The sequence below is a fragment of the Sinorhizobium psoraleae genome (genome assembly GCF_013283645.1).
In the GTDB taxonomy this organism is placed as follows: Bacteria; Pseudomonadota; Alphaproteobacteria; order Rhizobiales; family Rhizobiaceae; genus Sinorhizobium; species Sinorhizobium psoraleae.
This window is the reverse complement of the sequence record NZ_JABEKV010000011.1, coordinates 23,090-36,708: the sequence shown is the minus strand read 5'-3', so window position 1 is coordinate 36,708 and position 13,619 is coordinate 23,090. Positions and strand designations below refer to the sequence as shown.

General features: G+C 59.2%; 9 protein-coding genes and 5 pseudogenes. 4 read left to right on the top strand and 10 right to left on the bottom strand.

All coding sequences use genetic code 11. The features are described from left to right. A partial coding sequence (locus ILFOPFJJ_RS31170) for a M10 family metallopeptidase C-terminal domain-containing protein (protein ID WP_376741483.1) occupies window positions 1–455 on the top strand: 455 nt, incomplete at its 5' end. A gap of 424 nt (window positions 456–879) precedes the next feature. After that, a complete protein-coding gene (locus ILFOPFJJ_RS31165; protein WP_173514344.1) occupies window positions 880–1,821 on the top strand; it encodes an alpha/beta fold hydrolase in 942 nt (313 codons plus the stop codon). A gap of 674 nt (window positions 1,822–2,495) precedes the next feature. Here the strand turns inward: ILFOPFJJ_RS31165 and ILFOPFJJ_RS31160 are convergent. The 4 genes and pseudogenes from ILFOPFJJ_RS31160 to ILFOPFJJ_RS31140 all read right to left on the bottom strand — a co-directional run. Then, the gene (locus ILFOPFJJ_RS31160; protein ID WP_246299937.1) at window positions 2,496–3,893 is read right to left on the bottom strand and encodes a carbohydrate ABC transporter permease; all 1,398 of its coding nucleotides are present in this window, start codon (window positions 3,891–3,893) and stop codon (window positions 2,496–2,498) included. Continuing rightward, a complete protein-coding gene (locus tag ILFOPFJJ_RS31155) occupies window positions 3,893–4,981 on the bottom strand; it encodes a carbohydrate ABC transporter permease (RefSeq protein ID WP_173514342.1) in 1,089 nt (362 codons plus the stop codon). The genes ILFOPFJJ_RS31160 and ILFOPFJJ_RS31155 overlap by 1 nt, the downstream gene beginning before the upstream one ends. 26 nt (window positions 4,982–5,007) lie before the next feature. Further along, window positions 5,008–6,231 carry an extracellular solute-binding protein gene (locus ILFOPFJJ_RS31150; protein ID WP_173514341.1) on the bottom strand — a complete coding sequence of 408 codons (1,224 nt, stop codon included), beginning with the start codon at window positions 6,229–6,231 and terminating at the stop codon, window positions 5,008–5,010. A 1,395-nt stretch (window positions 6,232–7,626) separates the two neighbouring features. Further along, window positions 7,627–7,797: pseudogene (locus ILFOPFJJ_RS31140) on the bottom strand (IS5/IS1182 family transposase); the annotation flags it as partial. Window positions 7,798–7,876: 79 nt separating this feature from the next. Here ILFOPFJJ_RS31140 and ILFOPFJJ_RS31135 point away from each other — a divergent pair. After that, window positions 7,877–9,033, top strand: a pseudogene (locus ILFOPFJJ_RS31135) (IS110 family RNA-guided transposase). Window positions 9,034–9,385: 352 nt separating this feature from the next. Here ILFOPFJJ_RS31135 and ILFOPFJJ_RS31130 read toward each other — a convergent pair. Then, window positions 9,386–10,572: pseudogene (locus ILFOPFJJ_RS31130) on the bottom strand (IS5 family transposase); the annotation flags it as partial. Window positions 10,573–10,713: 141 nt separating this feature from the next. On the opposite strand from ILFOPFJJ_RS31130, the pseudogene ILFOPFJJ_RS36650 reads away from it, so the two are divergent. Further along, a pseudogene (locus ILFOPFJJ_RS36650) lies at window positions 10,714–10,875 on the top strand (Tn3 family transposase); the annotation flags it as partial. 81 nt (window positions 10,876–10,956) lie between these two features. On the opposite strand, the gene ILFOPFJJ_RS35600 reads toward ILFOPFJJ_RS36650, so the two are convergent. From ILFOPFJJ_RS35600 to ILFOPFJJ_RS31105, 5 genes and pseudogenes are all read right to left on the bottom strand, one after another. Next, window positions 10,957–11,295: an antitoxin VbhA family protein gene (locus ILFOPFJJ_RS35600; RefSeq protein ID WP_246299935.1), complete on the bottom strand. Its 339-nt coding sequence runs from the start codon at window positions 11,293–11,295 to the stop codon at window positions 10,957–10,959. 18 nt (window positions 11,296–11,313) lie between these two features. Next, window positions 11,314–11,595, bottom strand: a complete 282-nt coding sequence (locus ILFOPFJJ_RS31120; RefSeq protein WP_173514322.1) for a hypothetical protein — start codon at window positions 11,593–11,595, stop codon at window positions 11,314–11,316. A 52-nt stretch (window positions 11,596–11,647) separates the two neighbouring features. Further along, window positions 11,648–11,944, bottom strand: a complete 297-nt coding sequence (locus ILFOPFJJ_RS31115; protein ID WP_173514339.1) for a type II toxin-antitoxin system RelE/ParE family toxin — start codon at window positions 11,942–11,944, stop codon at window positions 11,648–11,650. Continuing rightward, window positions 11,941–12,207, bottom strand: coding sequence for a type II toxin-antitoxin system ParD family antitoxin (locus ILFOPFJJ_RS31110; protein ID WP_173514338.1), 267 nt, complete (start codon window positions 12,205–12,207; stop codon window positions 11,941–11,943). The genes ILFOPFJJ_RS31115 and ILFOPFJJ_RS31110 overlap by 4 nt, the downstream gene beginning before the upstream one ends. 409 nt (window positions 12,208–12,616) lie before the next feature. After that, a pseudogene (locus tag ILFOPFJJ_RS31105) lies at window positions 12,617–13,536 on the bottom strand (IS110 family RNA-guided transposase); the annotation flags it as partial. Window positions 13,537–13,619: the final 83 nt, after the last annotated feature.

Below are 13,619 nucleotides of genomic sequence, written 5' to 3'. Positions count from 1 at the left end.
GCGGAAACATCAACGGCACCGGAAGCACCGGAAACAATGTCCTGACGGGCAATGCGGGCGCCAACGTGCTGAATGGCGGGGCCGGTAATGATCTTGTGAACGGCGGCGCGGGCAAGGACACGCTGTCCGGCGGTATCGGCAACGACACGTTCTTCTTTAACACAGCTCTCAACGCCACCACCAATATCGATCGGATCACCGATTTCTCTGTGCCAGCCGATACGATCCGGCTTGAGAACGCAGTATTCACCGTGCTCGGAACCGTCGGAACGTTGGCAGCGGCAGCATTCCATCTTGGTTCGGCCGCACATGATGCCGACGACCGGATCGTCTACAATCCGTCGACCGGCGGACTAGTTTACGATTCCAACGGCAACGCCGCCGGAGGCGCCGTACAATTCGCAACGCTCTCGACCGGACTGTCACTGACGCATGCGGATTTCCTGGTGGCCTAAGCTGGGCGACAAAAACCGCTGTCACATCCTGCTCCATGTAGGCCCAACGATCCGTTGGGCCTAATTCGCCCGTGGGGAGTGGCGCACCAATGCCGTAGTGTTCGTCGAAGTGAGCAGAGCGCATAGCGCTCACCGTATAAGATCATACCAGAAACCGGATCAGAGCAGTCGTCAGGCGCTCGTTCAGCGATCGTCATTCGCCTCCCCAAATCTCATGGTCCTCACCCGATAGGATGAATTCCAGTCCCGGGAAATTTGCGTATATTGCAAGCTAATGGTGTGCGTCGAATAGCGTCCGCATCATCCGAGGGGCCGGCCTTGCTCGGCGTGATGGCGCTAAGAACCGTGCTGAAACTGCCATCCGCGTTGGACGGCAATAACCTGCTGATGGGACCACAGACCGACAGCTATCGGAGGCGAGGATATGACGGGAAGATTTGCAGTTCGTCTCGACCGGTTGCTGCGAATACGGTGGGTCATTACTTTGATCAGCACCTTGGTCGCGGTTTTGTCCATCAGCACAGCGACGGCGGCGCAGCCGAGATGGCGAACGCTTCCAGATACTCCAGAGCTTCCGTCAGCGTCCCTAGAGGGATCAGTGGCGATAAATGGTGCTAAGATCTGGTACGCCACCTTCGGCTCAGGCGAGCCCGTAATCATGTTGCACGGAGGCCTCGCCAACTCCGATTATTGGGGTCATCAGGTCCCGGAACTCGCCAAATCCTATAAAGTCATTGTCATGGACAGCCGTGGCCACGGACGCAGCACCCGGGCCGAGCAGGATTTCAGCTACGACGGAATGTCATCCGACGTCGTTGCGCTAATGGACCATTTGAACGTGTCGAAGGCTGCCATAATAGGCTGGAGCGATGGCGCGATAATTGGGCTCAAGCTTGCGATACGCAACCCAGATCGGGTCAGCGGCGTGTTCGCCTTCGGGGCGAACAGCGATCCATCTGGGATGCACGATCTCTCTGACAGCAAGATTTTTGAGCAGTACCTTCAACGCACGCGCGAAGAATACGAGAGACTGTCTCCGACACCGGGCGAGTATGACGCCTTTTACCGTCAGATGGAGAAGATGTGGTCCTCGCAGCCAGATATCGCCAAGCGAGATCTTCGCAGCATTCAAGTTCCAGTCTGGATTGCAGATGGCGACCACGAAGAAGTCATCAGGCGCAAGGACACGCTTTTCATTGCTGACAATATTCCGAACTCCGGCCTGCTAATTCAGCCTGAAGTCAGTCACTTTTCCCAATTGCAGGACCCGCACCAGTTCACTGAGGATGTTCTTTGTTTCCTGCGAACGAAAGGGATCGGCAAGCAGGTGAATTCGAGTGTCTCCCAAGGATGCCGTTCCGATTGATACATTTTGCGATCTTTTAGCCCAGAACGAGAACACCCTCGCAACAAGCCGTGCGCGGGGCTCGCGAAGAACGGCTCCCGCCGACCCCATTGCGGACGCTCGCCGACCCCGTCCAGAACTTCCGGCGCTGGGGCAAAAGTGCAAATACGGAACGCCAAAAAAGATGGTCCTGGGGCAGGCCAAATCCAATCAACGGAGAGGCGGCAAAGCTTCAGCTCGTAAATTTCGGCAATCCCACAGCGAGCGCCTTGGACGATGCGGGCCTTTAGTGGCAGGTGAACTGTCTCCGGCCAACAGCGCGTGTCTTATCATTTCCAACCACGGTCCCTTTCTGCATCCGCCGCTCGAAGTCACTTGGTCGGCGAGATGGATCTGATCGTCTCAAGGAACGCGATCAGCGCCCGGCGGGCGCCGCGCGGCTTCCATACCATTGCGAGATTCCAGGTGAGGTCGTCCGGCATGCCCTCCAGCGGCACCTGAGCGGGCCTCTTGGCACCTTCGTAGCATCCGGCTCCAGCCTTCTAACGTTTCTCACAAGGCGTAACGCTCAACCGGCTTCTCAAACCTTTCAGACGGTATTCCCGGCCTATGCTTGCCGCCGTCTGAATCTGCGCTGTGTCAGAGTGTCCGGCCCGGACGATCTCTTCCCGAAAGCCAGCACCACACCGGGAGTTCTATGTGATGCCCTTAGTAAACTGAGTGGGGACAATGTGCCGCTGGAAGAGCACGAAAAGGATAAGGACGGGCACGACCGAGAGGAACGCACCCGCCAGAACGAGTCCCCAATCGCCCTGCGCACCCCCGAACGAACGACGTAGGCTGAGAAGCCCGACTTGGACCGTCAGCGCTTCGGGTGGGCTGGTGATAAGGACAAGGGGCCAAAAGAAGTCGTTCCAAGCGCCTTGAAAGGCGAGAATCGCGTTGACCAACAAAGCCGGCTTGGCGTTTGGCAGAACGATCTTCCAAAACACCTGAAAACGGTTGGCGCCATCGACGATTGCGGCTTCCTCTATCTCTCTTGGGAACCCCTCGAAAAACTGCTTCATTAACAGGACATTGGCCGAGGCGACGAAAACGACGATTACGCTCCAGGGGGTATTTAGAAGCGACAGGTCCCTGAAAATCAGATAGTTCGAGACGAAGGTCACTTGCGCCGGAATCGTCATTGAGAAGATCAGTGCTGCGAACAGTAGCCGGCTGCCCCTGAACTTGAGCCGCGCAAGCGCATATCCCGCAAGGCTGGCGACGACGAGCGTCAGGAGCAGGCGCCCTGTGGCGATGGCAAGACTATTGACCAGCCAGCTCCCGAACAGGCTCTTGCCTGTTTGCAGGTCAGCCGTCTCGTTTATAACCCGCCGGTAGTTGTTGAAGATCAACCCGAGAGCGCCTGGTGTGATGTTGTCCCAACTCAGCAAACGTCCGCGACGCTCGGATCGCGACGGCGAAATCGGACTGTCTATAAGCGTTTGAGAGGGCGGAGCGGTCAGATTGAGGGGTGTGCGTTCGATCCGGGGCCTGTTCTGGCGATCGGGGCGGTAGGTAATCTCGTAGACGAATGTTCGCGTCGGCCACGCTTGCCAAATTCCCCTCTCGTCACGAACCTGCATCGTTTCCGAACTGGAACTTTTCAGCGCAATTGACGCATAATCCGCCGCATAATCCCGCATGAGCGCGGCGGCGATGCCCGAGCCCGGGCGGCGACGGGGAATCTCGGCCTTCGGTTCGACAATCGTCGTATCGGCGGGCGCTGCGTAAGTGACGCCGAAGGCAATTTTGGCGCCAGGAGAAAACCCTCCCCACAAAGCGTCACCCGCGCCCTCCTGCCCCAGACGGGCGGCGGCGATCCATGCGGCCGGGTTGAGCTGATCGAAATAGAAGCGGAACGGTCTCTCTAGCGGATCGACCTTCAGGCTCGCCATGAAGGCAAGAACGAATGTCCCTGCCATGATGGTCGCGACGGCAAGAAAGGTCAGGTACAACCAGGCGCTTGCCGCAAGCTGCCGCCGGCGAAGCGCGCTTGCCGGCAAACGGCAACGCGAGGGCGAGGCATGGGCAGCGGTTTTCCTCGCCATCATTCGGCGCTTTCCTTCACACCGACCGACTTTTGAACGTAGACGACTGCGATTGTGAGAATGCCGAGGACGAGCGCCGCAGAACTTGCCATGCCGATCCTCGAAGAGGCGCCTGCCGGAAAGGCGTTCTCATAAACGTAGTAGGCAAGCGTCGCTCGACTTGCGAGGGGCGCCGCATCTCCCAGAATGGCGACCTGATCGAACATCTGTAGAGTACCGATGACGCCCATCGTAACGACGGCAAAGGTCACCGGCCTGAGCGCCGGCACGGTTATGTGGCGAAATCGCTGGAAGGCGTTGGCCCCGTCGATCTCGGCCGCGTCGTACAGGGCGCTCGGGATCGACTGGAGCCCTGCCAGGAACAACAGCATCAGCGTCGGTACCGTCGTAAAGACATTCATCAACGCGACGGACCACAGCGTGACCGGCATGAAGAGGAATTGCCGCTGAGTATTTAGCCAGGAAATAAGCAGATCGTTCTCGAAAACAGGCAGCAATCCCGCGAGGGCACAGGTAACGACAAGCGCCAGCGCGCCGAAGGCTGCGACGAGCAGGAAGAAGGGATCGAAGATCGAAACACCTTCATAGCTGCGTCGCGCATTGAGAACGAGTGCGCCCTGCAACGCAGCGAAAACCGCGAAGAACAAAAGGATGTGCCGGCGATAAGCAAGCACGACGCTGACGATCGCGGTCAGGAAGCCATCTCTCTGAAACAGCCAGAGGAAGATGAGCGTCACGGCCGCACTGGACATGATGGACGGCAGGTAAAACACCGTTCGAATGAGTCCCCTCGCCCGGATGGCGTGATTCACGAGAACCGCCAGGGCAAGCGCAAGCACGGTCTGGACCGTCGTGACGATAAGCGAGAAGCCGATTGTGTTGCGCAGGGCGATGAGGAAGAGTTCATCGGAGATTAGTGCCGTGTAGTTGGACAGCCCGACGAAGCTCGGAGCCTTGAACAAGTCGTAATCGGTGAAGCTGTAGAAGGCTGTTCGGATGATGGCGTAGACAAAAAACAGCGTCATCGAGATTGTGAAAGGCAACACGAAGAGCCAGCCGCTCCTCTCTTCTGAACTACCTCGCGACATGCATTTCCTCCGGCGGGTACCCTGCTTTACTTGGCAAGCATCCGATCAAAGGCGCTTTGTGCCGATGCCAAAGCCGCGTCGGCATCCGCCTCCCCCAGGAAGACAGAATTGAGCGCAGCATTGATCGGCTGCATCCAACTTCCTCCGACGTCTCCGAAGAAATACGGCGAGACGTGATCGTCCGCCAGGCCTTCGAGAACCACTCGGCTTGCCATCTGTTCGGGCTGGCCGCCCCGCAGCCAAGGGTTGTCAGCCAGAGCGGTCCGGCTCGGCAGCGCGAGCCCCTGCTCCAAAACCCATTGCTGGGCCTCCTCTGTGGTCAGGAACTCGGCGACTTTTGCAGCAGCCTTGCTGACCTTCGAGGCCGCATTGACGGACCATCCAACGGTAAAGACGATATTGCCTCGTTTGCCGCTTTTAGGGTCTTTCGGCATCCGGACAGTGCCGAGATTCATGTTTGGAGCACCATCGCGAAGGGCGCTGATTATCCAGGCGCCCTCGATCGCTATGGCAGCCCGCTCGGACGCCAAGCAACCACCGGTCCAGCTTTGACCTGCGTCGGCGGCCATGACGGCAGCACCGGATTCCACGAGCCCCGTGTAGAAATCGAAAGCCCGACGAAAACGTTCGTCGATCACGGTTTTTCCCTGACTGTCGAGAGGGGACCAGCCCGTCGACAAGGCAAAGGCCCCGAACCGGGCGTATTCCGGCACGACGCAAAGGCCATCGACCTCCGGAAGAGCCTTGTGCACAGCTACCAGTTTCGCTTGCAGCGTTGTCCAGGTGTCGTCGTCGCTCGGATAGGCGACCCCCGCATCGTCGAAAATGTCCTTGTTGAAATGGACCGCCAGAGCGTTGAAATCCTTCGGGACGGCGAAAAGCTTCCCATCATAGGTGAAGGCCTGAAGGAGATTCGCTGCGAAACCAGAAACGTCCTGCGTTACCGGTGCCGCTTGACCGGCGCTGAATATGGAGCGCGCCCAGAAGACATCGACATAAAAAAGGTCCGGAGCCGTGCCCGCCGACAGACCGTTGAGAATGAATTGCGAAAAGTCGCCATCAACTGGCTCGTACTCTACCGTTATTCCCTCTTTCGCGAGCTTTTCGGCAAGAACGTTCGTCAACAATCCGTTGACAATCGCGACCTCGGACCCGCCCCAACCAGATATCCGCACGGTCTCCTCAGCGAACGCCGGCAAGCCAAGGAGCATGGTCGCTGCGGCGAGCGCTCTCGCAGGATGGGACAGCATATCCGTCTTTCCTCCGATCAGATCCAGAGCGGCGACTACGCGACAAAGGCGTCCCGCTGCTCAAGAGGTAGATAGCTTCGTATGCAAAAACGTCGAGCAGCGCACCACGGCAATGGCAGCCTGCCGGTGTTGATCGAACTGAGATATCCTCGCCTTCTTCACTCCAGCAGGCTTTGCTAGAAGCTGGGCCCCTTTTATCGACTATCGCCCGCTTGCGTCGGGTCAGCTTACAGCTCCACCGCATGCGGCCATGCTGCACGCTTACGAACGTCGTTCCAGTCGATACATTATGCTATCTTTTCAGCCCAGAACGTGAACATCCTCGCAACAAGCCCTGCACGGGGCTCGTGAAGAACTGAAGAACGGCTCCCCTTCGACCCTTCTCCGACGTTCCTTCTCCGCAATCACACGGCAAGTCTTAATTCATTTTCGGTCATTCGCGCGGTGATATGACGTTTCAAACACTGACGCCGAACCGGAGGTCATGACCCCTCTCGGGTCTTCCCCGACAGATATTTGGAGGGGAAGCTCTGATTCCCAAAGCCGACATTTGCCAATAACCCGCACGACATCCCCCTGGCGAGCCGTCGCAGGGCGCACTCGCTAGCCGCGTAGGACTTTCAGCCGGTTGGTTTAACTCGCGAACGGTTGCGATCGGGAACAGAGCCGTGCTCATCGTATCGATCCGACAACCCTGCGAGTAAGGCCGGGGCGAGAAGGTAAAGGATGGTGGCGATCGTCACGACGCCTGTGAACCCGATATGCATCGCAAGCAGTGTGGCGAGGATCGCGCTCAGCACCGACGCACAGCCATTGATCCCCCACGCCCAGGGAAGAAACTCGTCCGAGCGTGCACCGACGTGGCCGAGGCCGAGGGGGAGGCGACGAGGCCATCCTCAAGGCCAAACCGGAAACTTCTTCAACAGCCTGCTAGATGTCAAACACCGTCCCATCAAGCTCAAGGAGGACACAGAGCGATGCCGGCGCTTCCTCGCCACTAAGGCCCCGGAAGCCGCCAGACGGGCCGGCCAGGCCATCGAGCGGCAATTCTTGCTTGTGGAGACGGCGCCCGCGTTGGCCGGCCGTTCCCCGAAGCGCCTGAGCTGCGCGAGCTGGTGATTGCCTTCGGGGACTCCGGCTATGTGGCCCCTGTATCGTTACGAGCCGGCCGCCGATGCGGTGTCTGTTCTGGCCTTCGGCATCAGAAAGAAACGGGCTACTAATCGACCGCGACATGCTGCTCGTGTCGGCTGCGCCGCTGCCGTTCGATCGGCGCAGCGCGACCCTCCGCGCGTGTTAGGGCGATCTTCTGAAAGACCTGCCTGCCCTCAGCCGCTGGTCGGGCGGCCGCATGGCTCGTCCGTGAAAAATTGGTCGATCGTGAAGAACTCGCTTTCAGGCAGTTTGCTGCGGCGTTGGTCGGTTCTGGAACGTGAGGAGTAGTGCGGCGAACAGACACAAAAGTTGCCTGAACCATCGCAGCAGGAGGGAGAAGTTGTATACGGCAGCGGCCAGAACGGCATTGACGGTATCCCCCTGTTCGCCAGCGAGATAATTCCGGTTCTGTGTTCGCTCTTGAGAAGCTATGCGGGAAAGCGGCGAGGTGGCACCATCGTCGTACGAACAACCCGGAAGATAGACGATCATGTCCAAAATCGAAGATCTCAGCCGCTCAATAACTGTATTGGGTCAAGCTCGCACTGTGCTCGTCGTTGTCGAAATGAGTCGGAATAGCTGGCTGGTGGCCGGAATGCTTCCCGGCGTTCAGCGACACCCCCTCAAGAAGCTCGATCCCGATCCGACGCTTTGCTCGGTATGATCAGGCGCTGGCGATCGGAGGCGGAGGCTGCGGGCATGCCGATAGACCGGGTCGCGCTGGCCTTCGAGGCTGGGCGAGACGGCTTCTGGCTAGCCCGGTGGCTGCAGACGCGGGGCATAGAGGCGCACGTCATTCATTCGACCAGTGTCACCGTGAACCGTGAACACCGGCGGGCGAAAACCGACAGACTAGACACGGCCATGCTGATGCGCGTGTTCCTGGGCTGGCTGCGTGGCGAGCGCGGCCACTGCCGCATGGTGGCGATCCCATCACTGGCGGAAGAGGATGCCAAGCGGCCGAGCCGCGAGCGGGAGAATCTAGTCAGCGAGAAAACGCGGATAGTCAATCGCATGAAAGGGGCGCTGGCTCGGCTCGGCATCCGTGGCTTCAAGCCCGAGCTTCGCCGGGCGCCGAAGAAGTTGCCGGACCTGCGCACTCCGGAAGGACAGCCGCTTCCGCCGAATATGCTGGAAGAGATGCGGCGCGACATGGCTCGGCTTGCGGTCGTGCGCGATCAGATCACGACGATTGAGAAAGCCCGGATTATCCAGCTTGAGCAGGCGCCCGCGTCGGGGTGTAACGCAATGGTCGTGCTATTGGCGCGCGTGATTGGTGTCGGGATTGAGACAGCCGACATGCTGGTCCACGAGGTGCTTAGCCGCAACCTCAGAGATCGGCGCGCGGTGGCACGTTACGCCGGCCTGACAGGCTCCCCCGACGAGAGCGGATCGAAACGACGCGAGAAGGGGTTGGCCAAGGCAGGCAACGCCCGGGTGCGACGCGGGCTGATCCAATTGGCCTGGCGCTTCCTGAGATTCCAAAAGAACAGCGAACTGACGCAATGGTTCCAGGCACGAGCGGCACAAGGCGCCCGCAAAACGACGATGATCGTGGCGCTCGCACGCAAGTTGCTCATTGCGCTCTGGCGATTGGTTACCATCGGCGAAATCGCGATGGGCGTCACATTGCGCCCGATGAACTGAACACACTGCAGGGCGCTGACGGACCAACCGCCGTAATGACGCCCGCGTGTATCGATTCGAGGTGGCGGTGTCCCGATGGACACCATGGCGTTATTTGCCGTCTTGAGAATGGGCCCGCCGCCTCGGAGCCTTGCTGCTGAAGCCAATGACTGCTTCATGGTCCGGGTCTTTTGCAGACCCACCGAATACAAGGTTGCGGCGTAATGCGATGTGCCCAAAGGCAGGCTCCCCTCGAATTTGATGCTCGCGGACCAATGCACAAGGCAGTGACCAACCGTTTCTGTGATGGCTATCCTGACCACTTTGCCGCGAAATCAGTGCCAACGGCTCCTTGACAACGAAATCCCCATACAAGGTGTCCAATGACGGGTTCGACCGCCGATCGTCGTCGCATCTGGCGTTTGATGGCGGGCATGATGCGGCGCTTCTGGCCGCTGGTGAAGACCCTCAGCTTGTGACTTTCGGGAGCATTATGGCCGCGGTACCCCGCATCGGCCAGAATGCGGGAGAGCTCGTTGCCGATCATCTTTTCCATATCCGGAATGACGGTCGCGAGCGTGTGGCCGTCGTAGGGATTGCCGGGCAGCGCCGTCGCGTGCAGGGCGAACTGCCCGCCCTTTGAACGGTTCAGTGTTGTCGCCACGGACACCTTCACCCCGAACTCATAGGGCTCGTGCGCCTTGCCTTTACCGATGCACTCGACCTCGTCGGCATGCAGGCTGTAGATCTTGCGGCCACGCTGACGTTGCCGCTGCGCGATGACCGTTTTTGCCTGATAGAGCGACCATTTGAAGATCGCGTCGAGTTGTTCGTCGCCGGCGAGCTGACGCTCGATGTCGCGAACGGTCCGGCCGAGATAGGTCTTCAACTTGCGCAGCGCCTTGCCGGCCCGTTTGAATTGCTTCGCATGAGCGTAGCGCTGGTGCTGGATCAGGGCGAATTTACCGACCCGAATATAGGTCTGGCGCAGCTCGAGCCCCATTTTCTTCGCCAGCCGCACCAGCCGTTCGCGCCCGGTGAATAAGCTTGGCATCCGTCGGGAACATGATGTTCTTCGGTTGAACGGTCGTGTCGGTCCTCGGACTTGATCCGGTGATCACCTGCCGCGTATCCTGCGGCTTCATCGCGCCTGTCTTGACTGCCACGGCCAGGCTCTCCTGCAAGAGCGCGCCGATCCGTTCCTCGCCCATGCGCTGCCGCCAGCGTGTCATCGAGGAGCGGTCGAACGATAGGTCGTGCCGAAAGAACTCCTCGCCGCCCAGGTACTGAAAATAGGGGTTCTCCACCCAGCGCTCGCACAGCGCCTCGTCCGACAGGCTGAACGTGTGCTTCAGAATGGCCAGCCCCGCCATCAGCCGCGTCGGCAATGGCGGCATGCCCGCTCCGTCCGAATAGACCGTCCCAAAGCGGGCTTCCAACACAGGCCAGTCGATAGCCTGCGCCAGACGCACCAGTTCGTGCTTCATATTGATGATCTGGTCGAGCCGGGCGGAATAAATCCTGTTCACCCGTTTGGCGCCGTTCGCGTGGTTTACCCATTCCTGGCTCTCCGATTCACCGCGATAAACCCAGTGAATCACGCTTCCCCAACCAGGCAAACCTCAAACTGATTTTGCAAGGAAACAGCCCGTTCGGCGGCTGTTTCCTGCAATTAGAAGATCTGCAGATCCCTCGATTCCTATGTCAAATCAGCGGCTTCCGAGTTCTTCACGGCCGACAAATTGGCCTGATATTCTGCGGCTCGTTGCCAGCATGGCCGGCGGGACCGTCGTGCCGAGTCAGATTTTTTGGTTCACAGCCTATCCACGTCAGAACAGCCTGGTACTGGCGCTCAGAGAGGTCGGGCATCTGCGGACTTCGTCGAACAAGGGAATGTTCAATCGCTCCGAATATCGGCCAACGGCAGGTCCAGGAAAACCGGCTCTATCGCCTTCCCGCCCACTTTGGGTCAAGGCCAAGCGCCAGTCTGATCAACGGCATCATTTCCGAAAGCTCGATGCTGCCTATGACATAGGCATCAAAAATCCTCTGGCAGTCAGGATTCGCCCGGAGACCGGCACGCGCGTTGCTCCGGAAGGCGCTGCGAACACTTCTACGGCGACGCTCGCATCCCTGCTCGTACTCGACCGTGTACCGGTCTGTCGATTCCAGCAGCACGGCCGCCAACTCAGCCGGCGTCTCACCCGTTGTATACACCCGGCGAGGATCGCCACAAGGCGGCAGGCCCTCAAGCGCGTCTATGGCTTTGCGGTCATAGCTCATTGGTCCTTTCCTCGGCGGTTAGACCCCGGCCGGCCCGCTCGCCGTAGGGACGGCTGGGGGCGGGTCACAGGCGCAAGTACCGCGACAGGATTCCTCTTCGTTCGGCCCGAACATCTCTACTAACTCCAATTGCTCTCGGAGTGCCAATTTCATGAGATTTTCGATTTCGGCCACCCGCATTCCATGATCGGCAAGCCTCAGAACCAAACCGGTAATTTCGCTATCACGCACCTCATCATGCGCCATCCAGTTAGAAAGCGCCGTGTAATCATCCGGGTGTCGTTTCGATTTTTCGCTCATGTGTCCCCATCTGATGAAGATGCAGACGGATGGGGCGCAGCCGTCATCAGTTTTAGCCCTCAACCAGTATGGCGGCATAATCCATCGCACCGTGCAGGACGTGGACGATAACAATCTGTTCGCCTTCAACACGGTAGAAAATCAGGTGACCGCCATGAACCCTGCGGCGAATGCCGTGGTGTTCATATCTAGGCACCAAAGGGAAGCCCTTCGGAGTGGCCGCTAGGGCTTCACACCTACCGCGCAGCTCTTGAACGAATGAGAGAGCACGACGAGGATTATCCTGTGCTATGTGGTCCGCAATCTGTTCAAGATCGCTCTCCGCTTCGGCCGAAAACTCAACGATCATGCTGATTTTTCAGCCTGTTCAGCCATAGCGCGGTACTTTGCTTCTAGTTGGTCAAAAACGTCGGCCGCCGGCTTTGTTCGGCCCGCGTTAGCATCGGCAATACCGCGCATGATCGAGGCATCGAGCGCGGCAAGACGTGTCTCACGATCTTGAATCAACCGCACCCCTTCCCGCAGCACTTCACTTTTCGAGCCATAGCGGCCCGCATCGACGAGCTGTTGGATGTAGCTTTCGAGCTGTTTACCCAGATCGGCGCTGATCATACTGAACCCTCCTTTGGTCGAGCTGTACCAAAGTAACGCCTTTATCAACTATTATCAATATCCTGCCGCACAACCCGGCACAAGTCGATGCGCATGTGTGCGCGCGCCGAGTAGTCGGCGGGGCGAGCCGCTCCGCTGACCATGCCTATTCGTCAAAACAGGTTGCGGCCGTCGCCCTCGGGTCGCTATTCACCTGATGAGGGGCGTAAAGATCGGAACGAGCCTTTCTCCGCCACGGCCGCGCCGGATTATCTCGATCAATGATGATGTCCGCTGTAGCAATAGCGGGTGCATCACCTGCCAAGCATCGCGCTGCCCAGTGACCGTTGGGCGGTGCGATTCCGCAGGGGCAGCTGCGCTCTGCGGCACGTGGGCTTGGGGTGACGGGGTTTGCCGCGCCTCTTTGGCGGACCGCCCACATGAAGCCGACGAGTTCCCGGGCGACCGCCGTGCACACGACTGTCGACTTCTTTCCGCGGGCGCTCAACATTCGATAGCGGGCCGTCAGGCGAGCCTGTGCCTTCCAAGCGATCTCGCGAACCGCTGATGATACCTCTTGCAAGCGATATAGCTTTCTCCTGCCGATCCGAGGCGGATATCGGTACGTCCAGGCGCATTCGACCAGTAATGCGCGGACACGTCCATTGCCGGCTTTTGTGATGCCGATCCTCTTTACGGTCTCCCCGGTCGACCGCTCGCCGGGAACAAGACCTAGATAACCCATCAGGTGGCGAGGGCTCTCAAACCGGCCGGCATCCCCACTTCCGCAACAAACGTCACCGCGGCGATGAGGTCGATGCCACGCAAAGCCTGCAGAGCATGTACGACCGCGGCCAGTGACCAGTTCGACACGAATTCGGCAATGGCTATCTCCAGTCGTTCCACGCGCTCTTTGTCAGTCCGCACCGCTTCGACCATCTCTTGAAGTGCAATCTGATGAGCAGGATGATCGAAGTGCTGCTCTTGCAGCCATCGAAGGTAGCGCATTGTCCAGCTCCTTTTGCCGGGGTAGGTCCGACCGTGCTTCAACATGAAGGCGTTGACCTGCTGGCGATGGATGCGCAACATCTGGACAGCACTCGCGCGAGCCCGGACGAGGTCGCGCATGGCCTCATGACCTTCATCGGGCACCCAGACCGCCGTGAGCTCGCCGGCCCGTAACAGCCGGGCGAGCGAAATGGCATCGCGCCGGTTCGTCTTGACCCGGTCACCAGGCTTCTTCGGGATCAACGACGGAGCGACGACGATGCATTCGTGACCGAGTGAGCGGATCAGCCGGTATAGCCCGTAGCCGGTGGGACCTGCCTCATAACAGAAATGGATCTGCTCACACTTTGCCGCAATCCGCTGAATCGCGGTATGCGACGTCCACGCCCCATCGCTTTTTCAGTTGCAGCGATCTGAGGTTGATC

Excerpts from the sequence above, each read along its gene's own strand:
- ILFOPFJJ_RS31120 (WP_173514322.1), bottom strand. The coding sequence starts at position 11,595 with ATGAGCGAAAAATCGAAACGACACCCGGATGATTACACGGCGCTTTCT.
- ILFOPFJJ_RS31115 (WP_173514339.1), bottom strand. The coding sequence starts at position 11,944 with ATGATCGTTGAGTTTTCGGCCGAAGCGGAGAGCGATCTTGAACAGATT.
- ILFOPFJJ_RS31160 (WP_246299937.1), bottom strand. The coding sequence starts at position 3,893 with ATGGCGAGGAAAACCGCTGCCCATGCCTCGCCCTCGCGTTGCCGTTTG.
- ILFOPFJJ_RS31155 (WP_173514342.1), bottom strand. The coding sequence starts at position 4,981 with ATGTCGCGAGGTAGTTCAGAAGAGAGGAGCGGCTGGCTCTTCGTGTTG.
- ILFOPFJJ_RS31110 (WP_173514338.1), bottom strand. The coding sequence starts at position 12,207 with ATGATCAGCGCCGATCTGGGTAAACAGCTCGAAAGCTACATCCAACAG.
- ILFOPFJJ_RS31150 (WP_173514341.1), bottom strand. The coding sequence starts at position 6,231 with ATGCTGTCCCATCCTGCGAGAGCGCTCGCCGCAGCGACCATGCTCCTT.
- ILFOPFJJ_RS35600 (WP_246299935.1), bottom strand. The coding sequence starts at position 11,295 with ATGAGCTATGACCGCAAAGCCATAGACGCGCTTGAGGGCCTGCCGCCT.
- ILFOPFJJ_RS31165 (WP_173514344.1), top strand. The coding sequence starts at position 880 with ATGACGGGAAGATTTGCAGTTCGTCTCGACCGGTTGCTGCGAATACGG.